Below are 24,074 nucleotides of genomic sequence, written 5' to 3' on the forward strand. Positions count from 1 at the left end.
CGCATTTTTTAAACTTACCATACTGTTTTTTGTCGTTAACTAGATAAAATCGTCATCGGCAAACTAAGTATTGGGTTGTCAGAATCTGCAAAATGCATCATCACTGCTACATGCCCTGCAACTACAAGTGCGTACATGACCGCTGAAAAGCCTTGTCCGTATTTATCTAGTGGTATTAAATGCGAGTAATGTCGTCCGCGCCATTCAAATATAATTTCCAATGCGCCAACAAATAAAAAGAACACCAGTAACATTAAGCCAAATGTATAACTAAGCCATAAGCCAAAAAACACACCCAGCAAGCATACACTTAGTCCAATCCATGAGCGCATAGAAAAGCTGATACTCTTTAATACATGCCCACCATCTAGCGGTAAAATAGGCAGTAAGTTAAATAAGTTAAGTAGTGCGCTTAATACCGCAACACCGGCAAATATGTCCATCTCCGTGGCGTAATATAAAACAACACCCAACACAGAGGTTATTAAGCCAAAAGCAGGCCCCATGAGCGATATGACCACATCTTGCCAGCGGGTTGTTATTTTATCGTCACTGACAGCTAAGCCACCCACAAATGGGATTAAGTAAATACCTTTGGTTTTTATGCCAAAGTACTTCATAGCTCTTACATGCCCATACTCATGCACCACTAAACACGCAATAAGCATAAGCGCAAATTCAATGCTAAATAACCAGGCATACCCAGCAACAGATGCACCTGCCAACGCAGCCTTTACTACTTTTGCGCTTTTAAATAGTTTAAAACCTAACGCAGCAAAACCTAAAAAACCTCTTTTAGGTTCACCATTAACTGGGGCTGGTAAAGCGAGCTGAGTAGCAAATTGCTCATCTACAAATAACGAAATACTTTGCTCGGCAGTTGTGCTGGTATCTATGCCTATTAATTTATCTTTAAAGTTAAATTGATAGTAATGTTCTCGAGGAGTATCAAACGCAATAGCTTGCTGGTTATGAAATACTTGTACTATTTGCTGCCCAGAAACCATTAATGAAAATGGCTGATCAGCCAAGGTGAGGTCTATTCTTATCATAATTAAAGCCATTTAAAATAATCGCGCTAGTATACCGTTTGGCTAAAAAAACACGAGGGCAGACGTTAACTATTGTATTAAATTTAAGTACCTAACAATAGCTAACGTTGCGAGCGAAAGGCTACTTTTCTTCTTCAGGATGTTCGTCTTCTTCACTTACAATATGCGCACTGCTGGCCAAACGCTTACGCCAGCGTTGCTTTGCCACTGCACGCATATTGGTTGACTGATCGCGTTCGTCGACTATTTCTAAGCCCATTAGTGATTCAATCATATCCTCAAGCGTTACTATGCCGCGCACTTCTCCGTATTCATCCACGACTAAACATATGTGCGTACGCTGAGTTAGTAGCGTTTGCAATAATGACGATACATTTTGAGATGTGGGTACTGTATAGATTGGTTTGATCAGTTTACTGATTTTATAATCGGTGCCTAAACGATGATACGCCAACATAATATCGTTTTTATGCACAAAACCGACAATGTCGTCGGCATCTTTATCAAATATTAATACGCGGGAAAACGATGACGAACCGTGCTCATTTAAATATTGGTTTACTGTTAAGTCTTTATGTACTTTAAAAATAACTGTGCGCGGCGTCATTAAATCAGACAATTTTGCATGCCTAAAATGTAAAAGATTACGAATAATTTCAGACTCATCTTCGTGCAAAGCGCCCGATTCAGTGCCAATATCGGCCATGGCTTCTATTTCTTGGCGAATATAGTAAGCCTCGTCGTGCTTTGGCCCCATTAGGTTTGTTAACTTTTGCGCACACCATACAAAGGGCTTTAGCGAAATTACCAAAAACCGTAAAGAGTAGGTAACACTTGGCGTTAAGGCTCGCCAGTAATTAGCACCCAGAGTTTTTGGAATAATTTCAGAAAGGATTAATACCAGTAAGGTCATAATTGCTGAGGCAATCCCCACTGCAGCATCAGAAAAAACCACGGCCGCTTGCGCTCCTACACCCGCTGCACCCGCTGTATGCGCGATGGTGTTTAAAGTCAAAATGGCTGCCAGTGGCTGATCTATATTATTTTTTAGTTTTTCAAGCTGCTTAGCAAGCACAGGCTGCTCTTTTCTGAGTGATGCAACATAGCTTGGCGAAATGCTTAGCAGCACCGCTTCCATCACAGAGCACAAAAACGAAATAACAATGGCCACAACCATATAAACAATCAGTAAAGTCACTTTTTCTCCTTTATATTGGGTATGTGAGCATGGTAACAATACATGCTATATTTGACCAAATACCCAATAATAACAGGCACAATAATGAAATTTAATGCACCTTGGTTTTACCGCAACAAGCAATTTAAACGAGCCTTAGGTTTATTAGCCTTTAGCAGTTTAAGCTTTGCAGCAATTGCTGAACCATTGGACAAATCAAAAATTCAGTTTATCGGCCCCTTGGCCGAAGATATGCAATTAAAACCTTTTCAAACGCCGCATGGCTCAGCCATTATCAACAACCTTTTGCCACAATTACAAGCAAACTCAGACAGTTTTTCTATTTTCGGTAAAAAACAAAGCTGGCAGCCATTCAATAAAGTAAGCGCACTCACCCTTGGCGGACTGCAAGCACTAAAATTTAATATTGAAACAGAGCGTTTTACACAAGGCACCTTAACATTAAAAGGGATTGAAAAGGGGCAATTATTTATTAATGGCGAACCCCAAAAAGGGGATAAAAACAGTTATAAGCTTGCATTAACTAACTCTACCCACAGCGTTATTATTTTGGCGCAACAAGTCGCAAACTGGAATGATGTGGTTATTGATTTCACCCCTAAGAGTGACACTGATAAAATTACGCTAAATACATCATACACAAAGCGCTTATCAGCAAAGCAACTGTTTGATGCGCCAACCATGAGTAATATATCTTTAGCGCCTAACGCAGAGCAATACATAACCACTAAGCGCACTTACGACGATAAAACTCAAAATCAAGCCAACTTGGTTACCGAGTTAAAAAATACCGACAACTCAACTGTATATCGATTTGAAGATGGGCAACCAAGCAACATTATTTGGAGCCCAGATAATCAGTACTTAGTGTATTTATTAAAGGGTGAGCTTAAACAACTTAATCGAAAAAGTTTAGCCATTAAAACACTGGCAAACGACTTAGCCGGCGCCAGTGGCTTCACCTTTTTTAACGACACCAGCCTAGTATTTAGCTGGTCAAAATCACCAGAGAGTAGCAACAACTTAACCAAGCATTATAAAGGCCTTCAAGATCGTTGGTCATACGCGCGCACCACCAGCCAACTTTATATGCTTGATACTAAAAGTGGCTTAACAAAAGCACTTAGCCAAGGCCCGCTTTCTCATAGCTTTGAAGATTTAAATAGTACGCGTGGAAAAATATTAATGAGCCGTTCGGTTATGGCTATGCAAGCGTCTACTCACCCTGAGACAGAGCTCGTCGAGCTGGATATAAAATCAAACAAGCTCTTGTCACTTGGTAAATTTAAAACATTTAACCAAGCAAAATACGCAAACAAAGACGTGTATGTTGTTGCAGGTCCCGACTTTAAAAATGGCGCTGGCAGAGCGTTGCCAAAGTCAATGCTTGCTAATAACTACGACGGACAGCTTTACCTGTTAACTAACAACGGAAAAAATGTCACTGCGCTCAGTAAACAATTCGACCCATCGATTAGTCAGCTAAGCGTATTAGAAAACGGCGATGCGGTACTTAAAGTGACCGAAAAAGACACTCAGCCATTGTATCTATTCGACCTCAGTAAGCAGCGCTTTAAAAAGTTAAATACCAATGTGGATATTGTAGAAAAATTTAGCGTTTCACATGGGCGCAATTCACAAGTGTTAATCACCGGCACAAGTGCTTTAGCACCGCAACAGCTCAAACGCCTTAATATCAGTAAAAACAAAACCGATCTTATTTGGGATTCAAAACCAATTGCTTATGCCAATACAACAATACCCACCCTTGAAGAATTTAACTTTACTAATAAAAGTGGTGTTGAAATAACCGGGCGTGTTTATGTGCCAAGTAACCTAGATAAAACTAAAAAGTACCCTGCTCTTGTTTATTATTACGGTGGTACATCACCCGTTACCCGTGGTTTTACTGGCCGTTACCCATTTAACTTATGGGCCGAAAACGGCTATGTGGTTTATGTAGTGCAACCTACTGGCGCGACTGGTTTTGGACAAAAGTTCTCAGCACAACACGTCAATGCATGGGGTGATTACACCGCCGACGATATTATCGAAGGAACACAGGCTTTTTTGAAACAATACGACTACGTAGATAACACTAAGGTCGGTAATTTAGGTGCCTCTTATGGTGGCTTTATGACCATGCTATTGGCAACAAAAACCGATTTATTTAGCGCCTCTATTTCCCACGCGGGTATTTCAAACTTAACCTCTTATTGGGGCGAAGGGTGGTGGGGCTACTTATACTCTGGTGAAGCATCTAAAAACAGCTTCCCATGGAATAACGCCAATCTGTATAGCCAACATAGTCCGGTATTTCATGCAGACAAAGTAACCACACCATTACTGCTTATTCATGGTGACAGTGATACTAACGTACCCGTAGGCGAGAGCTTAACAATGTACACCGCACTTAAACTACTAAATAAAGACGTGGAGCTTATTGAGTACAAAGGTGCTGATCATCAAATTTTTGCGCGCGATAAACGCTTTAACTGGTGGAATACTATGTTGGCATTTTTTGATAAAAAACTAAAAGACGAACCACAATGGTGGGATTCTATGTACGAAAATAAGTAATTTAAACCGGAATTTTATATCTTTATGAAAAGCGCCCTTGAATATGGGGCGCTTTTTTGATTTTTTTATAATTATTTTAATATTTTTGAAATATTAAGTTACTTAAAACTAGCATGTAACCCCTTCTCAGTATTTACCTAATGGTGCTACCATACAAAGCTACAAGCATTTAAAATAAAGTACTATGGCTATTAATGTTTTATTGGTTGAAGACGATGAAATACTCGTTAAACGCATTCAAAATCACTTTGCAGAGACCGAATTTACAATAGAAGTAGACTCAACTGGCGCTGATGCATTGAGCATCGTTAGGCAGCGAGTAAACCTGCGTGATGCATTTACCCTCGCTATTATTGATATTGTACTGCCTAAAATAGACGGCCTTCAGCTCGCCAAAGAACTTAACACACTAACAGATATTGGTGTTATTGTGCTTTCTAGTCGTGATTCACAAGCAGATCGAATAGCAGGCCTTGCCCAAGGTGCTGACGACTATATTTGTAAGCCTGTTGATTTGCTTGAGCTTGAACTGCGCATGCGCGCTTTGTATAAACGCGTTGCCGTTAATATGGATAGCGACGAAAGTGAAGAGTTTATTGAATACGCCGACTTTAAATTACACCCCGATAATCGCACCCTTATTACCTCCTCGGGTGTTGAATCACGTTTAACTGAAGCAGAGCACAAAGTACTTATTTGCTTAATAAGTAATGCAGGTAAAGCCACTTCACGTGAAAAAATATCTGAAGAAATAGGCCAACCAGATTGGAGCCCTAACGATCGTACAGTCGATGTTCTTATTGGTCGATTACGTAAAAAACTAAACGATGAAAAAGATCAAAAGCGTATTGTCACTGTGCGCGGTAAAGGTTATATGCTCTCTTTATAGCAGCTAGTAAAAACAGTTTAGCCTCAATTTTAGCTACTTAGTAAGTTGAGCAATTAATCGTTCAAAGGCTCTGTAATTTAATGCCTCTTTTAAATCGTCTAAACTAATTTTTTCATTCCCTTTTAAATCGCTAATCGTACGCGCTACCTTAACAACTCTATGGTAAGAGCGCGGTGATAAAGACAGCTTTTCACTGGCCTTAGCCAAAAACTGCAGTTCTGCTGGGGCAAGCTCACAGTGAATACTCATCTCTTTATTATTTAGCCGCGCATTCACTTTGCCTTGGCGTTTTAACTGTATGTAATAAGCTGCTTCTACCCGTGCACGTACTTGTGCACTGGTTTCTTCTTGCTTAGTGCTTTGCAGTTCAACGCTGGTTAACCGTGGTAGCTCTATTTGCAAATCAATACGGTCAACAAAAGGGCCTGAAACACGAGATAAATAACGTATAACCTGATCGGGTGTTGCTCGTTTATCGGTATGGCTTCCCGTAGGACTGGGGTTTAACGCTGTAATGAGCTGAAACTGTGCAGGAAACTCCATTTGCCGCGCCGCACGCGAAATAGTTACCGTACCGGTTTCCATTGGCTCACGAAGGGAGTCGAGTACTTTACGCTCAAACTCTGGTAGTTCATCTAAAAATAATACCCCATTGTGTGCCAGCGAAATTTCACCCGGCTTAGGGTTTGATGACCCACCTACTAATGCAACCGCCGAACAGGTATGATGAGGATTACGAAAAGGGCGTTGCCGCCAGTTTGTTAAATCGATTGAATGACCAATAATTGAATAAAGTGCGGCAGTTGAAAGTGCCTCATCGTCAGACATAGCCGGCATTATTGTGGCCATTCGCTGAGCAAGCATTGATTTACCGGTTCCCGGTGGACCTAAAAATAGCAGGTTGTGCCCGCCTGCAGCGGCTATTTCTAATACACGTTTAGCCCCGGGCTGGCCTTTTACGTCGCTCAAATCGAGTAAAAAGTCAGGTGCTTGCGTACAGTCTGGATACTCTATATTTAACGGCAACGGCTGTTGGTTTAGTAAATCACCCCATACTTCTTGAATAGAGCTTACCGCTTTACGCTTTACGCCATTTACAAGGCTTGCCAGGCTATCATTAGCTATGGGTAAAAAACAGCAGCGGTTTTGTTCCTTAGCTGCAAGCACAGAGGGCAAAATAGCATTTACTCCGCGTACCTCACCGTTGAGTGCAAGCTCACCGTAAAACTCATATTTATGAATATCAGGGCACACTATTTGCCCTGATGCTACCAAAATGCCTACGGCAATGGCCAAATCAAACCGGCCACCGTCTTTGGGTAAATCAGCTGGGGCTAAATTAACAGTAATACGTTGATCAGGAAAACCAAATTGAGAGTTTTCAAGCGCGCTGCGCACTCTGTCTTTTGACTCTTTAACAGAGGCTTCGGGAAGGCCTACAATGTGGAATGCGGGTAAACCAGTTCCTAAGTGAACCTCTACAATAACTTCAGGGGCATTAATACCCACCTGAGCACGAGAATATATACGAGCTAATGACATTCCTTATCCTAATCAATCCTATGATTAAGTAAGTTTAGTCAGGATATTTAAAAACGTGTAATGTGATTTTCCATTTTATTGCTGAAAAACGTAAGAATAATGTCATCAACATTGCCAATACCATCGCCAGCTCAGTCACAAATGAAAAATACACACTAAGTGTATAAACAATACCACCCGCAATACAGGTAATGGCATAGAGCTCTCCTTTTAACAGCATAGGGATTTCGCGGGCGAGCACATCACGTATTAAGCCTCCAAAACAAGCCGTTATGACTCCCATTATGATTGCTGTCATTTCTGGCATGCCTGCAAGTAGTGCTTTTTGAGTACCCATTACAGCAAAAAAAGCCAAGCCGAATGCGTCTGCTATTTGAAGTGTGTAATACGGAATAGACTTTTGCTTATTAATAAGCCGAGATGTAATAAGTACAGCAGCTAAAATAGCAAAAAAATAGCTTTGATCATGTAGCCAAAATACAGGAACGTCTAGAATCACATCGCGAACAGTTCCCCCACCAATAGCGGTCACTGTTGCTAATACTACCACCCCGAAACCATCCATTTTTTTTTCGTAGGCCACTAATGTGCCTGAAATAGCAAACACAGCAATGCCGATTAAATCAAACCAGTGATACAGTTCTGTCATGTAAAAGTACACTTAAAAATATTTCAGCCGTTTTAACATACCCAGCACGAGGTGTTAAGTAATAACGAATTTAAAATGATTGGTATAGTATATGTGGTCAATGTAATAACAGCTTTGCTATTAAGAATTACTGAATTTTAGACATAAAAAGCATGCTTTTAGCATATCACTTTAATAGTGCTTTTATTTCAGTGGTTGCGGGAGCCTGAGCTTATAGAAAGTGAACCGACGACCTTTGCTAGCTAATGGAGAGCTGAGACCGACAGGCTACCCATTTCACTGAATTTTAGGCATAAAAAAACACGCTTTTAGCGTGTTACTTTAATAGTGTTTTTTATTTCAGTGGTTGCGGGAGCCGGATTTGAACCGACGACCTTCGGGTTATGAGCCCGACGAGCTACCAGGCTGCTCCATCCCGCGCCTGAAATATGCATACTTATTTAACGTTGCTTACATTACAACGTGGCGTCCAATTTAATGTAAAAAATTGGTTGCGGGAGCCGGATTTGAACCGACGACCTTCGGGTTATGAGCCCGACGAGCTACCAGGCTGCTCCATCCCGCGCCTGTATATTTAAAGTCTATCGACTACTTAATTTAATCTCTCAAGTTAGAGTTTACAGTAACCTCACCCCATAAAGGAAATTGGTTGCGGGAGCCGGATTTGAACCGACGACCTTCGGGTTATGAGCCCGACGAGCTACCAGGCTGCTCCATCCCGCGCCTGTAATTTCTTTAAAACATTTTCGTAATATTTACGAGCCTGCCTTGAAGAGAGCGCTACTATATAGGAATAAACTTATAATGCAAGGCTTTAACTACCTAAAACTGTTCAAGTGAACAAAAAGCAATCAAAACTCTATTCTATACTCGCTCTTTGGTGAGGAGTAATCATTTTTTGAAACTCCCAATCAGGGTGGCCCATTACAATAAAGTCTGGGTTTTCAGTGCTCTCACGTTGGTTATAAGTTAAAGGGTTAAACTCTGCATCAGTAATGCAGCCGCCGGCTTCTTCTACAATAACTTGTGAAGCCCCTGTATCCCACTCACCCGTTGGGCCTATTCTTAAAAAGCAGTCCGCTTTACCCTCAGCAACAATACATGCTTTTAACGAGCACGAACCAACTGCAATAGTTGTAAATTGGCTATTTAAGTATTGACTCACCGACTCAATTTTCTGACGGCGACTTACCGCTAGTGTTAAACTTTCAGGCGGAGCTACGTATATTCGTGTGTCGCTCTTTTCTTCACGCTTAAAAGCACCATTTTTAGCACTCGCAAAGTAAGTAATACCTTTTGACGGCCAATGAATTACACCCAACACAGGGTGGTTATTTTCAATAAGCGCAATGTTTACCGCAAAATCACCACTTTCTAAAATAAATTCACCTGTGCCATCCATGGGATCAAGTAACCAATAACGCTGCCAATCTTGCCTATCGGCTAATGCAGGAATAGGTGTTTCTTCCGACATAATAGGAATATCGGGCGCAAGTGCCTTTAAGCCTGCAACAAGCACATCATTTGCAGCTAAATCGGCTTTAGTTACTGGTGTGTGGTCTGACTTTTCTTGTTGGCCAATATCATCTTTTTTGTATATAGCCATAATGGCATCGCCTGCACGTTCGGCTAATTCAATACAAGGTTCTAATAATTTATTCATCGGCAGCTCCAGATGCTAAGTACTTATCTAATAATAGCAAAGCGGCAACACTTCGTGCTTCGGTAAAATCATCTTGCTCTAATAATGACTGCCATTGCGTTAATGGCCACTTAACAACAACTAAAGGCTCAGGCTCGTCGCCTGGAAGTGTTTGCGGATATAATTGCTTAGCAAATAAAATATGCATGGTGGCATTAAAATAACTAGGTGCCATGGTCACTGTTTTTAATGGTTTAAAAAAGTCTGCGCCAAAACCTACTTCTTCTTTAAGTTCTCTATTAGCAGCTTGCTCTGGTGTTTCGCCTGGGTCGATCAGTCCTTTAGGAAAGCCTAACTGGTAGTCATTGGTGCCCGCGCAATACTCACGCACTAGCAGCATTTCGTTATCAGCCGTTATAGGCACAATCATTACAGCGCCTCTGCCACCACCTCGAATACGTTCATACTGACGCTCTTCGTCATTCGAAAATTTTAGCTCTAAAGATTCCACAGTAAATAGGCGACTTTTAGCGACAACATTATTACTTAGGATTTGAGGAGGTGTTGGATGCTTTTTCTGTGTCATTGGCGTTAATTTGCTATCATGGCAGTTGTGCTTAATCATAAACTTTTCACAGGGAAAAGCCCATGCTAAATTGGTCAAAAATCGATACCGTTTTACTTGATATGGACGGAACACTCCTCGATTTACATTATGACAGCCATTTTTGGTTAACTGTTCTTCCACAGCAACACGCCTTAGCGAAAAATATAAGCCTGAGCGAAGCAAAAGAAGATATTTTTAAACGCTACCAAGCTGTAAGCGGCCAAATTGAGTGGTATTGCTTAGATTATTGGGAAGATCAGCTTAAATTACCAATTATGGATTTAAAGCGAGAAACACAGCACCTTATAAAAGTTCGTGATGACGTGCCCTATTTTTTAACGGAGCTAAAAAAAGCAGGAAAAGAGCTTATATTGCTTACCAACGCACATCCAGAAAACGTCATGATGAAATTTGAACACACCGCAATCGATAATTATTTAGATGGTGTAGTGTCGACTCATGAATATGGCGTAAGTAAAGAGCAGCAAAGTTTATGGCACCAAGTACAAAATGATTTAGGATTTAACAAAACACGTACTTTGTTTGTTGATGACAGCATAGCTGTATTAAATGCCGCAAAAGAATACGGCATTGGACACTTACTTGCGGTTGCCAACCCCGACAGTCAGCAACCACACAACGAAATAGCCGATTACTTAAATGTAACCGACTACCGCACTATTATTTAGCTTTTAGGGTAACGTGCCTCAAGGCCTTGATAGACTAATTTTGCGAAGTCTGCATGTTCGGTATCAAGGCTTTTAACTACTTCCACTAAGTGCTCGTTATCTTCTTGCCCGTTCCACACTTTAATGTAGCTACCGTCTTTATAACCATGGTCTTGGCGGAAGAAGTTTAAGGTATTTTTACCAACATAACCACGGTATAAATCGTCAATATCCATGCCCATTTGTGCCATACAACCGGCAAATGCTGATGCATTAAACGCTTTATCTGCAACAGCAGATGCCGCAAGTATTTCTAACGTTTGTTTAAAGTCATCAGCTTGCTGTACTTGGCTCAACTCACTTTCTAATTGCTTTGCTAAGTCTTGATAGCTTGTTTTTCCGTCAATACGTAGCGACAAACCAAAGTGAAAAATATCAACCAATTCTAAAATAACTTGCTCGGTATCGGGTGTTTGTTTTTTCCACCACTTCCAGCCATGATGATCTAGCATTTCGGCACACTCAACCCAAATAGCGCGATACCATTCAAACCCTTGTGTAAACCATTGTTCATGCACTTTTGTATTCATGGCGTTTTGCATTTCTAGCATGACTACTAGCTTATTTAAATTGGCAGACATATCAATTCCTGTCGTTTTTTAGTTGTTTTAATAATACAGAGAAAGCGCTGTTTTTGCATTTGCTATGTCTGTTTTAATTATTTTTATCGATTACTGGTAAACTCAGCCCACGACTCGATTAAATCAATAAAGTCTTCAAAACCACAACCACTGCTTAAGTCGTTCTCTTCAAGCATTAAATCATCATCTTGATAGGCAATTAAGTCTTCGCTGTCTTGGTGCAGAGCATGAGCCTCGAATAAGGCCTCATCTTTAGATAAAATTAAATCTATTTCTTGGCCTTTTAGAGTGACTGGCTCAAAACTCGTTTTGACCGACACAATAAGTGCTTGCACCATAGCGACTTTGTCTTTGCCTATTTCTTCGTTTAACCAACGACCTATTATTGCGTGTTCGCTGCTTATTTTAATTCGTAAACCACTAATAGGGTCACGTATAAATTGATATTCCATAGCTATTACTTATTAAACGTTAATAACGCGATTATACCCGTAAATTAGCTGTAACGCCGACCCTAAAAAACAAAATAGCGCCATTGGGCGCTATTTTTGTAAAACGTTTAAATACCTAACTTCGCGAGCGGTATCGTGCCGCATCTATTATCGACCATAAATAAATAATAGGTACTAATACAAAACCAACGAGTACGTAAATAAGTGCGTAACTTATAACAATAGCTAGCGCAAAAAATATAGCCGCTAAAATACGCCCTTGTACTAGTTGTCCTAAACCAGGAAAAAATATATTACACAATGCAGCAATCACATTACCGCCAGACCCTTGATCAGCCATACTCACCTCTGTAGTTAATTAATTTTAAATTTTAGTTATCTACTTACTATCACACTTTATGCCAATTTATTAAAGCTTAAAAATCAGTTAGTTAAATTACGACTCACTAATTACTTTGGTATTTTTTACTAAATATAGGTCAATTTGATTATTTTTATTATTAATTTTAGTCACTTATCCACGCCAAAAACTATCCAGCTGATTGGTTTTAGAGGCTATTTTTATAATAGCTGTTCATAAAAACAGTATTTTATTTAGCCTAACAAAAACACCTGTTATACTGCCCTCAATATTGATTAAAAAGGCGTAACGATGGACGTTTCAGAATTACTCGACGGCTTAAATGACAAACAACGCGATGCCGTTGCAGCCCCATTACAAAACATGCTGGTTTTAGCCGGTGCTGGGTCTGGTAAAACACGAGTGTTAGTTCATCGTATCGCGTGGCTTATGCAAGTTGAACAAGCATCAGCTTATAGTATTTTTGCGGTAACCTTTACCAATAAAGCTGCTAAAGAAATGCGCACGCGAGTAGAAGAGACCTTAAAAGCACCGGTTGGCGGAATGTGGATTGGTACTTTCCATGGTTTATCACACCGAATTTTACGCGCTCATCACCGTGAAGCTAACTTACCAGAAGCCTTTCAAATTTTAGATTCTGATGACCAACTTCGTATGATCAAGCGCTTATTAAAATCAATGAATATTGATGATAAAAAGTGGCCTGCAAAACAGTTTGGTTGGTACATAAGCGCTAAAAAAGACGAAGCACTTCGCCCTAAAGATATTCAAGCTTATGATATAAACGAGCAAATGATGCTGCGTGTATATGCCGCCTACCAGGAAGCGTGTGACAGGGCTGGTTTGGTCGATTTTGCTGAAATACTGCTACGCAGCTATGAAGTATTAAAAAATAACCCGACGTTACTTCGCCACTACCAACAGCGCTTTGCCCACATGCTAGTAGACGAGTTTCAAGATACTAATACCATTCAGTACGCATGGTTAAAGTTACTTGCCGGCGACACAAGCAGCATAATGATTGTTGGCGACGACGACCAAAGTATTTACGGCTGGCGCGGCGCTAAAATAGAAAACATAAAACGTTTTTTAACTGACTTTGATGCCGAAACTATTCGCCTTGAACAAAACTACCGTTCAACCGCAACTATTCTTAAAGCATCTAATGCGCTTATAAAAAATAACTCCGAGCGTATGGGTAAAAGCTTATGGACCGATGGTAACGAAGGCGAGCCTATATCAATTTATGCCGCCTTTAACGAGCTAGACGAAGCCCGCTTTGTGAGTAGCAAATTACGTAGCTGGTTAAATGCTGGTAACGCGTTGCAAGACGCCGCTATTTTATACCGTAGTAACGCACAATCTCGTGTACTCGAGGAAGCCATGCTGCAAGAAGGCTTAAAATACCGTATTTACGGTGGTATGCGATTCTTCGAGCGTCAAGAAATTAAAGATGCGCTATCGTACTTACGCTTAGTAGGTAATCGCCAAGACGATGCCGCATTTGAGCGTGTAATTAATACTCCTGCTCGCGGTATTGGCGATAAAACATTAAGTCATATACGTGATTGCGCTCGTGCTGAGTCACTTCCGCTTTGGTACGCAGCTAAAGCTATTGTTGAACAACAGCACTTATCAGGCCGAGCAGCTGGCGCTGTAACAAAGTTTGTAGAACTTGTTGAGCACATTGAAGACAAAATTAGCGATCTCACCCTACAAGAACAAGCTAAATACACAATTCAAACCTCTGGCCTTATGGCTATGTACCAAGCTGAAAAAGGCGAAAAAGGCCGTGCCCGCGTAGAAAACTTAGAAGAGCTTATAAGTGCCTGCGATCAGTACGAACTCCCTGAAGAAGAAGAGTTTAGCTCACCACTACAAGGCTTTTTAGCCTATACCTCGCTTGAATCTGGCGAAGGCCAAGCCGATGAGCACGAAGACGCGGTACAAATGATGACGCTTCACTCAGCTAAAGGCTTAGAGTTCCCGCTTGTGTTTATGGTGGGCGTTGAAGAAGGCATGTTCCCATCGCAGCAAAGTAATGAAGAGTCTGGCCGCTTAGAAGAAGAACGCCGCCTTTGTTATGTAGGCATGACCCGTGCAATGGATAAACTATACATTAGCCATGCCGAAAGCCGCCGCCTTTATGGACAAGAGAAGTACCATAGTCCTTCACGTTTTTTACGCGAAATCCCTGAAGACTGCGTTGAAGAAATTCGTATTAAAACGCAAGTTTCGCGACCACCGGCAGCTGGTCGCTTTAGTGCATCAGTAAGCCATGCCGCCTTTGAAGACAGCGGCTTTAACTTAGGTCAACGTGTACTGCATGCTAAGTTTGGTATTGGCACGGTACTTAACTATGAAGGTAGCGGTGCACAGTCGCGTGTACAGGTAAACTTTGACGACCTTGGCAGTAAATGGCTAGTAACGGCTTATGCACGATTACAAGCTGTATAAAGCTCACATAAACTCACTAGAAAAAACACTGGTTGGCGCTCATCATCGCCAACTGGTGCTTATTACTGGCAGTACTGTTTGGTGCTACGAGCTGTTAGGTGAATTACTTCAAACTGAAAACACACTCGTCGTTTCTAAAAATACCAGACTAAATAACGCGCAGTGGCCTAATCGTACTCATCAAATTTTAGGGCAAGAATATTCACACGCCGTATATGATGGCTTTAGTGGCTTGCACCCTGATAAATTAGCAGCTATTGCAGGTACGGTAAAAGCAGGCGGTATTTTATATTTACTGCTACCAGAGCTAAGCGAGCTTTCAACTTGGCCAGATCCTGCGCTAAGCACAGTGCAGTCTCACGGGCATAAAGTAAGCTATAGCTTTTTTAATGAACGCATTGCCCGCGTTGTACAATCGTTACCCGCTTATCACTTTAGTGAATTACATGGCTGTACAGGTAATATCAGCAGAGAAAGCTCTGCCAATAAAATAGATTTTGAACCGCAACAGCATTGTGTAGAAAATATAATTAAAGTGGCTCATGGTCGCGCCAATCGCCCTTTACTCATTAATGCCGACAGAGGTCGTGGTAAATCAGCAGCGCTTGGACTTGCTGCCGCCAAGCTTATCGATAAAAAAATACTACTTTGCAGTACACAATTTAAAGCCACTCATAGCAGCTTTATACATTTAAGTAATGAGTTAAACATACCCTTCGATGGTAAAAGTAAGCAACTTGCTAATTTGCAGTATATTGCTCCAGATTCATTATTAGACTCGTTGCCAGAGTGTGATTTATTACTTGTTGACGAGGCGGCTGCTATTCCAGTTCCTCTGTTATTAAAAATGCTAAAACAGTATCCGCGCATTGTATTTGCAAGTACTTTAGTAGGTTATGAGGGTAATGGTAGAGGCTATACAATTAGGTTTAGTCAGTACATTAAAGCAAAGTATAAAGCCGCTAATATTATCACACTTGATGAACCGTTAAGGTTTGCAAAAGCCGACCCGCTAGAGCGCCATATACGCACTTTGCTCGCACTCGAAGCACAGTACGAAGAAATACAAAGCAATGGCTTAAATAACCTAGTCCACAGTGAAATTACTCAGCAACAACTCACAAATGACGAGCTGTTACTTGAGCAGGTTATTGCATTACTTGCCTTAGCACATTACCAAAGTAGCGTTAACGATTTACGCCAACTACTTGATGCACCCTCACAACGATTGTTCATAACCCAAACACATAATCACCTAGTGGGGGTGTGTTTAGTTACAATAGAAGGCGGGTTACCCCTCGAGCTAACTGAGCAGGTGCTTAAAGGTGAACGCCGCCCACAAGGGCACCTAATGGCACAAACTCTCTCGCAGCTAAGCAGTGATCCCCAGTGCCTTACCCAACTCTCTGCTCGAGTAGTAAGAATTGCTGTTGCCCCTAATCTTCACAGTCAAGGAGTAGGTAAAGCCCTACTGAGTTTTTGCGAATCAAGAGTAAGTAATGAGTGCTATTGGTTTGGTGCTAGTTTTGGCGCTACGGCTGAGCTATTAAAATTTTGGCAAAGCCAAGGGTTTAGCACTATAAAGCTGGGTTATCAAAAAGATAAAAGCACTGGCGAGCATTCAGCACTCGTTGTGAAATGTTTAAACAACAATACGGGTACACTGAAACGATTAAAAGCTGAATTTCAAACCGATATATTTTATGCTTTACTCACACACTTTAAACACCTTGATTGGCAGCTTGTAAATGTACTTATTTCCTCGTTTACAGATAGACCTATCAGTTCAGACATCAAAAAACGTTTAATACGACAACTTAATAATCACTTTTCTCGATTTAGTATTACAGCTACTATTTGGCAAGTTGTAACTCTGGCACCCTCTGTTGTTAATTGTTTAACGCAAAGTGATAAGCAACTATTAATTAGCTTAATTTTGCAAAATGAAAGCGATACAAACGTCATTGAGCAATTAAATATACAAGGCAAAAAAGAGCTTGAAACATGCTTTAAACAAGCAGTGTTAAAACTAGCTAAAGCCATTAAATAACCCACCCCCTTAATACAATGATTAATTACCACAGTTACTTAAGCTATTTGGTAGATTTGTTCTATTCTTAATACATTAATGGGTAAATTAAGATAAAGGCATGGAATTAATAAACTTTAAAGTGGGCTGCAAAACCATTTCACTGAAAATACTTGATATCTTATTAACCGAGCGCTTTGATAATAATCTCACAACACTACCAAACAACAACAAAAGCTTTATTGGTGTTAAAGATTATATGGATATCCCTACGCCAGTTTTCGATTTAGGAATTATCTTAAATAATATATCAACAGAGCAAAGCAACAAACATATTTTAAAACAGCTAAGATCCTGGCAAGACAAACAAACCAAATGGTTTAATACACTCGAAACAAACCTCTTAAATCAATCAGAAAAATTAGTTATTAATGAAACTGAGCTTCAAGACTTTATTGTTTTTTTTCAGGAGTTCAATACAGACAACCCTGATTTAAAGCTTACTATGTCACGCTTTAATGAGCCTTTTGAATTATTACTAGAACAAGCTAAACAAGCCGTAACTGCTCACAGGCAAGGTGAACATAAACAGGTAAGCTATTTACTTAGTAAGATAAAACGTAGCAGTCTTGCTCAGTTAGAGAGACTGTTTGAATCAGCACAAGAGCAAATAACTTTGGATTACAAACCAATTATTGTATTCACAACGAAAGACGGTATAAACCCTCATGTGGGGTTGCTGGTCGATAAAGTAGAAGACAGCCTAGATTATAAAAAAGAAGATATAAAACCATTAGATAAGCTAACTGATATAGGCTTTGATATAGATCCACAAACTAAAGGTATGATGCGAGGGTTAATAAAAATGGCAGAAAATCATAGTGTGCTTATCGATCCGAGTTCCATATTTAAGCCGACTGAACTACAGGTAGAAACTGAAAATACGGAAGCGTATGGCTTATTTTAGACACAAAAAAGCCGAGATAGCCTCGGCTTTTTAATAAAGCTTTTTATGCTATACGGTTGTTATAATGTCTTCTACTGCTAAACGTGCCTTTGGCAAACCATGGTTCCAGTCTTCGTCGGTATTAGGGTAACCCATTGCTAGTGCAACTTCACAAATATGACCGTCAAGTTCAGCATTAAACTTCTCACTAATTAGCTCTGGGTCAACGCCTTCCATTGGAGTCGACGCTATGTTCAATCGCGCTAATGTATGCAGCACATTACCAAGTGCTAAGTAAACCTGCGCTTTAGTCCAACTACCGTTGTAACCTTTCTCATCTGTGTTCATTTCAGCGAACGCATATGCACCCATAAAGTTATCGCGCATATCTGCTGGTAAATGGCCAGAACTGACTTCTACATCGACACGCTTAGAAAATTTTTCTTTCGTAAACTTAGGATCATAAGCGAGTAATAATGTATGTGATGCTTCTTTAGCATGATGCTGATTAAACTGATGGTTGTTAGCAAATGTATCGTGTAAGCGTTGTTTACCTTCTTCACTTTCAACCAAAATAAACTTCCAAGGTTGAGAGTTAATTGAAGAAGCTGACAGGCGAATAGCCTCTTTAATTACTTCAATATCTTCATCAGAAATACGTTTTGATGAATCATATTGCTTAGCAGTATAACGATTGTGTAAATCTTTGATAATTTGATGAGCCATGTTTTTCTCCAAAACTTATACTAAGTAAATATTTTATGAAGTTAGTTTAATTGGAAAGGATCATTTTGATAATAGTGAATACAGTTAAAAGACTATATAGAAAATATTGATAATTAAAATAGCCTAGGCGACCATTCAATTATTATGTAAGCATGTACTAAAAGTTCGGTATAGTTTGGCCATTTACTAAATCCCAGACAGTAAAAAAACCCTTCACATTGATTTAACGGGTTTCTCTTATTTGAAATCGGTGCGCTACTAATAACCAAAGCACTATTCACAAAGAGGCGCTACGCTTTAGAGAGGGGAATACTGAATATCACTTTTCTCCAGACGTAAAAAAGCCCGACTATCGCTAGTCGGGCTTTCTACAATTTGAAGCCTGGTAATGTCCTACTTTCACATAGCAAATGCTACACTATCATCGGCGCTGTTTCGTTTCACTACTGAGTTCGGCATGGAATCAGGTGGGTCCAAAACGCTATTGTCACCAAGCAAATTTGGGCGTTAATCCGTATTTCTACGTACTAACTGAATTTGGAAAATATCTGATAATATTTTTAAGTCTTTCTGTCAGTAATATCTACTTTAGTCATTAACTTCTGTCTTAACTGTCACACAAAACGCGTTTGGCGTTGTATGGTTAAGCCTCACGGGTAATTAGTACAAGTTAGCTTAATGGCTCACACCACTTCCACATCTTGCCTATCAACGTTGTAGTCTTCAACGGCCCTTCAGAGACTTTAAAAGTCTAGTGAGAACTCATCTCGAGGCCTGCTTCGCGCTTAGATGCTTTCAGCGCTTATCAGTTCCGAACGTAGCTACCGGGCAATGCCATTGGCATGACAACCCGAACACCAGCGGTTCGTTCACTCCGGTCCTCTCGTACTAGGAGCAACCCCTCTCAATTCTCAAACGCCCACGGCAGATAGGGACCGAACTGTCTCACGACGTTCTAAACCCAGCTCGCGTACCACTTTAAATGGCGAACAGCCATACCCTTGGGACCGACTTCAGCCCCAGGATGTGATGAGCCGACATCGAGGTGCCAAACACCGCCGTCGATATGAACTCTTGGGCGGTATCAGCCTGTTATCCCCGGAGTACCTTTTATCCGTTGAGCGATGGCCCTTCCATTCAGAACCACCGGATCACTATGACCTACTTTCGTACCTGCTCGACGTGTCTGTCTCGCAGTTAAGCTGGCTTCTACCATTACACTAACCGTACGATGTCCGACCGTACTTAGCCAACCTTCGTGCTCCTCCGTTACTCTTTGGGAGGAGACCGCCCCAGTCAAACTACCCACCAGGCACTGTCCGTAACCCCGATTCAGGGGCCAACGTTAGAACATCAAAACTACAAGGGTGGTATTTCAAGGACGACTCCAACAAGACTAGCGTCTCATCTTCAAAGTCTCCCACCTATCCTACACATGTAGGTTCAATGTTCAGTGCCAAGCTGTAGTAAAGGTTCACGGGGTCTTTCCGTCTAGCCGCGGGTACACAGCATCTTCACTGCGATTTCAATTTCACTGAGTCTCGGGTGGAGACAGCGTGGCCATGGTTACACCATTCGTGCAGGTCGGAACTTACCCGACAAGGAATTTCGCTACCTTAGGACCGTTATAGTTACGGCCGCCGTTTACCGGGGCTTCGATCAAGAGCTTCTCCGAAGATAACCCCATCAATTAACCTTCCGGCACCGGGCAGGTGTCACACCGTATACGTCATCTTGCGATTTTGCACAGTGCTGTGTTTTTAATAAACAGTCCCAGCCACCTGGTCACTGCGGCTCCCGTCCGCTTAGAGAGCAAGTCTCATCACAGATAGGAGCGTACCTTCTCCCGAAGTTACGGTACGATTTTGCCTAGTTCCTTCACCCGAGTTCTCTCAAGCGCCTTAGTATTCTCTACCTGACCACCTGTGTCGGTTTGGGGTACGATTCGGTATAATCTGAAGCTTAGAGGCTTTTCCTGGAAGTATGGCATCAGCAACTTCACTACCGTAGTAGCTCGTCTCGTGTCTCAGGTTTAATGTTCGTCCGGATTTACCTAAACAAACGCCCTACTCACTTTCACATGGACAACCATCGCCATGCTTGCTTAGCCTTCTCCGTCCCCCCATCGCAATTATACCAAGTACGGAAATATTAATCCGTTTCCCATCGACTACGCCTTTCGGCCTCGCCTTAGGGGTCGACTTACCCTACCCTGATTAACATGGGATAGGAACCCTTGGTCTTCCGGCGTGCGGGTTTTTCACCCGCATTATCGTTACTCATGTCAGCATTCGCACTTCTGATACGTCCAGCATACCTCCCGGTACACCTTCAACCGCTTACAGAACGCTCCCCTACCACTCATACAAAGTATGAATCCGCAGCTTCGGTGCATAGTTTAGCCCCGTTACATCTTCCGCGCAGACCGACTCGACCAGTGAGCTATTACGCTTTCTTTAAAGGATGGCTGCTTCTAAGCCAACCTCCTGGCTGTCTGGGCCTTTCCACATCGTTTCCCACTTAACTATGACTTTGGGACCTTAGCTGGCGGTCTGGGTTGTTTCCCTCTTCACGACGGACGTTAGCACCCGCCGTGTGTCTCCCGGATATTACTTTACGGTATTCGGAGTTTGCAAAGGGTTGGTAAGTCGGGATGACCCCCTAGCCTTAACAGTGCTCTACCCCCGTAAGTATTCGTCCGAGGCTCTACCTAAATAGATTTCGGGGAGAACCAGCTATCTCCCGGTTTGATTAGCCTTTCACTCCTAGCCACAGGTCATCCCCTAACTTTTCAACGTTAGTGGGTTCGGTCCTCCAGTTGATGTTACTCAACCTTCAACCTGCCCATGGCTAGATCACCGGGTTTCGGGTCTATACCTTGCAACTATTCGCCCAGTTAAGACTCGGTTTCCCTACGGCTACCCTAATCGGTTAACCTCGCTACAAAATATAAGTCGCTGACCCATTATACAAAAGGTACGCAGTCACAGAACAAGTCTGCTCCTACTGCTTGTACGTACACGGTTTCAGGTTCTATTTCACTCCCCTCACAGGGGTTCTTTTCGCCTTTCCCTCACGGTACTGGTTCACTATCGGTCAGTTGGGAGTATTTAGCCTTAGATGATGGTCCACCTATATTCAGTCAAAGTTTCACGTGCTCCGACCTACTCGATTTCACTTAAAATGTCTTTTCATGTACGGGACTATCACCCTGTATCGTGGCACTTTCCAGAGCCTTCCATTAACACATAATAAGCTTAAGGGCTGTTCCGATTTCGCTCGCCGCTACTTTCGGAATCTCGGTTGATTTCTTTTCCTACGGGTACTTAGATGTTTCAGTTCTCCGCGTTCGCCTCGTTAACCTATGTATTCAGTTAACGATACCTGCAAGCAGGTGGGTTTCCCCATTCGGAAATCCTAGTCTCAAGTGCTTTTTACTAGCTTGACTAGGCTTATCGCAAGTTAATACGTCCTTCATCGCCTCCAACTGCCAAGGCATCCACCGTGTACGCTTAGTCACTTAACCATACAACCCAAACGGGTCTTTGTTTTGTGACAGTTTAACTTCGCCAGAAGTTAATATTGAATACTAAAGTAGATACCAATCAATCGACTCATAAGAGTGATTAAATGGCACTGAATGATACTGCTATCATTCTTTTTTACTTTTGAAAACTCTGTACAAATAACAATGTTATTCATACGAATTTTATTATCAGCTTTTCCAAATTTTTAAAGAGCATATTAATTAACTAAGCCAGTGGCTTAACTAACTAACAATCATCTGTGTGGACACTACGAACAAATAAGTTCTAAATCGTATAAGGAGGTGATCCAGCCCCAGGTTCCCCTAGGGCTACCTTGTTACGACTTCACCCCAGTCATGAATCACTCCGTGGTAAACGTCCTCCCGAGGGTTAGACTATCTACTTCTGGAGCAACCCACTCCCATGGTGTGACGGGCGGTGTGTACAAGGCCCGGGAACGTATTCACCGCGTCATTCTGATACGCGATTACTAGCGATTCCGACTTCATGGAGTCGAGTTGCAGACTCCAATCCGGACTACGACGCACTTTAAGTGATTCGCTTACCTTCGCAGGTTCGCAGCACTCTGTATGCGCCATTGTAGCACGTGTGTAGCCCTACACGTAAGGGCCATGATGACTTGACGTCGTCCCCACCTTCCTCCGGTTTATCACCGGCAGTCTCCTTAGAGTTCTCAGCATTACCTGCTAGCAACTAAGGATAGGGGTTGCGCTCGTTGCGGGACTTAACCCAACATCTCACAACACGAGCTGACGACAGCCATGCAGCACCTGTATCAGAGTTCCCGAAGGCACCAATCTATCTCTAGAAAGTTCTCTGTATGTCAAGTGTAGGTAAGGTTCTTCGCGTTGCATCGAATTAAACCACATGCTCCACCGCTTGTGCGGGCCCCCGTCAATTCATTTGAGTTTTAACCTTGCGGCCGTACTCCCCAGGCGGTCTACTTAATGCGTTAGCTTTGAAAAACAGAACCGAGGTTCCGAGCTTCTAGTAGACATCGTTTACGGCGTGGACTACCGGGGTATCTAATCCCGTTTGCTCCCCACGCTTTCGTACATGAGCGTCAGTGTTGACCCAGGTGGCTGCCTTCGCCATCGGTATTCCTTCAGATCTCTACGCATTTCACCGCTACACCTGAAATTCTACCACCCTCTATCACACTCTAGTTTGCCAGTTCGAAATGCAGTTCCCAGGTTGAGCCCGGGGCTTTCACATCTCGCTTAACAAACCGCCTGCGTACGCTTTACGCCCAGTAATTCCGATTAACGCTCGCACCCTCCGTATTACCGCGGCTGCTGGCACGGAGTTAGCCGGTGCTTCTTCTGTCAGTAACGTCACAGATGTGAGGTATTAACTCACACCCTTTCCTCCTGACTGAAAGTGCTTTACAACCCGAAGGCCTTCTTCACACACGCGGCATGGCTGCATCAGGCTTTCGCCCATTGTGCAATATTCCCCACTGCTGCCTCCCGTAGGAGTCTGGACCGTGTCTCAGTTCCAGTGTGGCTGATCATCCTCTCAAACCAGCTAGGGATCGTTGCCTTGGTGAGCCATTACCTCACCAACTAGCTAATCCCACTTGGGCCAATCTAAAGGCGAGAGCCGAAGCCCCCTTTGGTCCGTAGACATTATGCGGTATTAGCAGTCGTTTCCAACTGTTGTCCCCCACCTCAAGGCATGTTCCCAAGCATTACTCACCCGTCCGCCGCTCGTCAGCAAAGTAGCAAGCTACTTTCTGTTACCGCTCGACTTGCATGTGTTAGGCCTGCCGCCAGCGTTCAATCTGAGCCATGATCAAACTCTTCAATTAAAAAGTTTTGTGTCTTTCGACAGCTCAATGAATTCTGAATTTATTTAATATCTTTCGATATTGAATTGACTGTGCTGAATAACTACCTAAGTAATTATTCTGTTGGTCACTCAGTTTCAATTGAGACTCTAATTTTTTTGCCTCACTACCTAAGTAGCTTGGCTGTTAGAACTCAATCTGTACGAGTGCCCACACAGATGATTGCTTTATATTGTTAAAGAACGTTTGAGTTGCCTTAGCGACTCAAGGGAAGCGAATCTTACGCTTTCCTGTATTT

At 42.0% G+C, this 24,074-nt stretch carries 16 protein-coding genes, 3 tRNA genes and 3 rRNA genes; 6 read left to right on the plus strand and 16 right to left on the minus strand.

The genetic code is table 11. The features are described 5' to 3' along the window. Positions 1-35: 35 nt before the first annotated feature. Positions 36-1,052 (minus strand): metalloprotease, encoded by a 1,017-nt coding sequence (locus tag PS1M3_RS15845; RefSeq protein ID WP_138740522.1) that lies wholly within the window; start codon positions 1,050-1,052, stop codon positions 36-38. A gap of 121 nt (positions 1,053-1,173) precedes the next feature. Next, entirely contained in the window at positions 1,174-2,250 is a 1,077-nt protein-coding gene (locus PS1M3_RS15850; protein ID WP_138740521.1) for a hemolysin family protein, read from the minus strand. Between the two features lie 84 nt (positions 2,251-2,334). Here PS1M3_RS15850 and PS1M3_RS15855 point away from each other — a divergent pair, with 84 nt between their 5' ends. Both PS1M3_RS15855 and PS1M3_RS15860 read left to right on the plus strand, forming a co-directional pair. After that, entirely contained in the window at positions 2,335-4,830 is a 2,496-nt protein-coding gene (locus PS1M3_RS15855) for a S9 family peptidase (RefSeq protein ID WP_138740520.1), read from the plus strand. A 184-nt stretch (positions 4,831-5,014) separates the two neighbouring features. Then, a complete protein-coding gene (locus PS1M3_RS15860; protein ID WP_006791373.1) occupies positions 5,015-5,719 on the plus strand; it encodes a response regulator transcription factor in 705 nt (234 codons plus the stop codon). A 33-nt stretch (positions 5,720-5,752) separates the two neighbouring features. On the opposite strand, the gene PS1M3_RS15865 is transcribed toward PS1M3_RS15860, so the two are convergent. The 7 genes from PS1M3_RS15865 to nudE form a co-directional block, all read right to left on the minus strand. Next, a complete protein-coding gene (locus PS1M3_RS15865) occupies positions 5,753-7,261 on the minus strand; it encodes a YifB family Mg chelatase-like AAA ATPase (protein ID WP_138740519.1) in 1,509 nt (502 codons plus the stop codon). A gap of 34 nt (positions 7,262-7,295) precedes the next feature. Next, complete coding sequence (locus PS1M3_RS15870) at positions 7,296-7,910, minus strand: trimeric intracellular cation channel family protein (protein ID WP_006791375.1); 615 nt, start codon at positions 7,908-7,910, stop codon at positions 7,296-7,298. Positions 7,911-8,253: 343 nt separating this feature from the next. Next, positions 8,254-8,330: transfer RNA gene (locus PS1M3_RS15875), tRNA-Met, on the minus strand. Positions 8,331-8,398: 68 nt separating this feature from the next. After that, positions 8,399-8,475, minus strand: a tRNA-Met gene (locus PS1M3_RS15880). An 81-nt stretch (positions 8,476-8,556) separates the two neighbouring features. Next, positions 8,557-8,633, minus strand: a tRNA-Met gene (locus PS1M3_RS15885). Between the two features lie 136 nt (positions 8,634-8,769). Beyond that, positions 8,770-9,573 (minus strand): 3'(2'),5'-bisphosphate nucleotidase CysQ, encoded by an 804-nt coding sequence (cysQ, locus tag PS1M3_RS15890; protein WP_006791377.1) that lies wholly within the window; start codon positions 9,571-9,573, stop codon positions 8,770-8,772. Beyond that, positions 9,566-10,138 carry an ADP compounds hydrolase NudE gene (gene nudE, locus PS1M3_RS15895; protein ID WP_033035276.1) on the minus strand — a complete coding sequence of 191 codons (573 nt, stop codon included), beginning with the start codon at positions 10,136-10,138 and terminating at the stop codon, positions 9,566-9,568. Before nudE ends, cysQ begins: the two co-directional genes overlap by 8 nt. Positions 10,139-10,200: 62 nt before the next feature. Between nudE and yrfG the strand changes: the two genes are divergently transcribed. Further along, the gene (yrfG, locus tag PS1M3_RS15900; protein WP_006791379.1) at positions 10,201-10,848 is read left to right on the plus strand and encodes a GMP/IMP nucleotidase; all 648 of its coding nucleotides are present in this window, start codon (positions 10,201-10,203) and stop codon (positions 10,846-10,848) included. On the opposite strand, the gene PS1M3_RS15905 is transcribed toward yrfG, so the two are convergent. The 3 genes from PS1M3_RS15905 to PS1M3_RS15915 form a co-directional block, all read right to left on the minus strand. After that, on the minus strand, positions 10,845-11,468 hold the full coding sequence (locus tag PS1M3_RS15905) for a dUTP diphosphatase (protein WP_006791380.1): 624 nt from the start codon (positions 11,466-11,468) through the stop codon (positions 10,845-10,847). The genes yrfG and PS1M3_RS15905 overlap by 4 nt on opposite strands. 83 nt (positions 11,469-11,551) lie before the next feature. Continuing rightward, on the minus strand, positions 11,552-11,920 hold the full coding sequence (locus tag PS1M3_RS15910) for a YacL family protein (RefSeq protein ID WP_006791381.1): 369 nt from the start codon (positions 11,918-11,920) through the stop codon (positions 11,552-11,554). 115 nt (positions 11,921-12,035) lie between these two features. After that, positions 12,036-12,260, minus strand: coding sequence for a hypothetical protein (locus tag PS1M3_RS15915; RefSeq protein ID WP_006791382.1), 225 nt, complete (start codon positions 12,258-12,260; stop codon positions 12,036-12,038). 312 nt (positions 12,261-12,572) lie between these two features. On the opposite strand from PS1M3_RS15915, the gene uvrD reads away from it, so the two are divergent. The 3 genes from uvrD (at position 12,573) to PS1M3_RS15930 (ending at position 17,734) form a co-directional block, all read left to right on the plus strand. Further along, a complete protein-coding gene (gene uvrD, locus PS1M3_RS15920) occupies positions 12,573-14,738 on the plus strand; it encodes a DNA helicase II (RefSeq protein ID WP_006791383.1) in 2,166 nt (721 codons plus the stop codon). Beyond that, on the plus strand, positions 14,716-16,788 hold the full coding sequence (locus tag PS1M3_RS15925; RefSeq protein WP_203985402.1) for a GNAT family N-acetyltransferase: 2,073 nt from the start codon (positions 14,716-14,718) through the stop codon (positions 16,786-16,788). The genes uvrD and PS1M3_RS15925 overlap by 23 nt, the downstream gene beginning before the upstream one ends. A 100-nt stretch (positions 16,789-16,888) precedes the next feature. Then, positions 16,889-17,734: a hypothetical protein gene (locus PS1M3_RS15930; RefSeq protein WP_008133311.1), complete on the plus strand. Its 846-nt coding sequence runs from the start codon at positions 16,889-16,891 to the stop codon at positions 17,732-17,734. A gap of 48 nt (positions 17,735-17,782) precedes the next feature. On the opposite strand, the gene PS1M3_RS15935 is transcribed toward PS1M3_RS15930, so the two are convergent. The 4 genes from PS1M3_RS15935 to PS1M3_RS15950 form a co-directional block, all read right to left on the minus strand. After that, positions 17,783-18,439 (minus strand): nitroreductase family protein, encoded by a 657-nt coding sequence (locus PS1M3_RS15935; protein WP_006791386.1) that lies wholly within the window; start codon positions 18,437-18,439, stop codon positions 17,783-17,785. Positions 18,440-18,819: 380 nt separating this feature from the next. Next, positions 18,820-18,934, minus strand: a 5S ribosomal RNA gene (rrf, locus tag PS1M3_RS15940). Positions 18,935-19,078: 144 nt separating this feature from the next. After that, positions 19,079-21,965, minus strand: a 23S ribosomal RNA gene (locus PS1M3_RS15945). 296 nt (positions 21,966-22,261) lie between these two features. Beyond that, positions 22,262-23,797: ribosomal RNA gene (locus PS1M3_RS15950) — 16S ribosomal RNA — on the minus strand. The 16S, 23S and 5S rRNA genes sit together here, the layout of an rRNA operon. Positions 23,798-24,074 lie beyond the last annotated feature (277 nt).

The organism is Pseudoalteromonas sp. PS1M3, from assembly GCF_016865405.1.
Taxonomy (GTDB): Bacteria; Pseudomonadota; Gammaproteobacteria; order Enterobacterales; family Alteromonadaceae; genus Pseudoalteromonas; species Pseudoalteromonas marina.

What these genes read in the sequence shown, in the direction of transcription:
- PS1M3_RS15845 (WP_138740522.1), bottom strand. Translation starts at nt 1,052, where the DNA reads ATGATAAGAATAGACCTCACCTTGGCTGATCAGCCATTTTCATTAATG.
- PS1M3_RS15855 (WP_138740520.1), top strand. Translation starts at nt 2,335, where the DNA reads ATGAAATTTAATGCACCTTGGTTTTACCGCAACAAGCAATTTAAACGA.
- PS1M3_RS15860 (WP_006791373.1), top strand. Translation starts at nt 5,015, where the DNA reads ATGGCTATTAATGTTTTATTGGTTGAAGACGATGAAATACTCGTTAAA.
- PS1M3_RS15865 (WP_138740519.1), bottom strand. Translation starts at nt 7,261, where the DNA reads ATGTCATTAGCTCGTATATATTCTCGTGCTCAGGTGGGTATTAATGCC.
- PS1M3_RS15870 (WP_006791375.1), bottom strand. Translation starts at nt 7,910, where the DNA reads ATGACAGAACTGTATCACTGGTTTGATTTAATCGGCATTGCTGTGTTT.
- cysQ (WP_006791377.1), bottom strand. Translation starts at nt 9,573, where the DNA reads ATGAATAAATTATTAGAACCTTGTATTGAATTAGCCGAACGTGCAGGC.
- nudE (WP_033035276.1), bottom strand. Translation starts at nt 10,138, where the DNA reads ATGACACAGAAAAAGCATCCAACACCTCCTCAAATCCTAAGTAATAAT.
- yrfG (WP_006791379.1), top strand. Translation starts at nt 10,201, where the DNA reads ATGCTAAATTGGTCAAAAATCGATACCGTTTTACTTGATATGGACGGA.
- PS1M3_RS15905 (WP_006791380.1), bottom strand. Translation starts at nt 11,468, where the DNA reads ATGTCTGCCAATTTAAATAAGCTAGTAGTCATGCTAGAAATGCAAAAC.
- PS1M3_RS15910 (WP_006791381.1), bottom strand. Translation starts at nt 11,920, where the DNA reads ATGGAATATCAATTTATACGTGACCCTATTAGTGGTTTACGAATTAAA.
- PS1M3_RS15915 (WP_006791382.1), bottom strand. Translation starts at nt 12,260, where the DNA reads ATGGCTGATCAAGGGTCTGGCGGTAATGTGATTGCTGCATTGTGTAAT.
- uvrD (WP_006791383.1), top strand. Translation starts at nt 12,573, where the DNA reads ATGGACGTTTCAGAATTACTCGACGGCTTAAATGACAAACAACGCGAT.
- PS1M3_RS15925 (WP_203985402.1), top strand. Translation starts at nt 14,716, where the DNA reads ATGCACGATTACAAGCTGTATAAAGCTCACATAAACTCACTAGAAAAA.
- PS1M3_RS15930 (WP_008133311.1), top strand. Translation starts at nt 16,889, where the DNA reads ATGGAATTAATAAACTTTAAAGTGGGCTGCAAAACCATTTCACTGAAA.
- PS1M3_RS15935 (WP_006791386.1), bottom strand. Translation starts at nt 18,439, where the DNA reads ATGGCTCATCAAATTATCAAAGATTTACACAATCGTTATACTGCTAAG.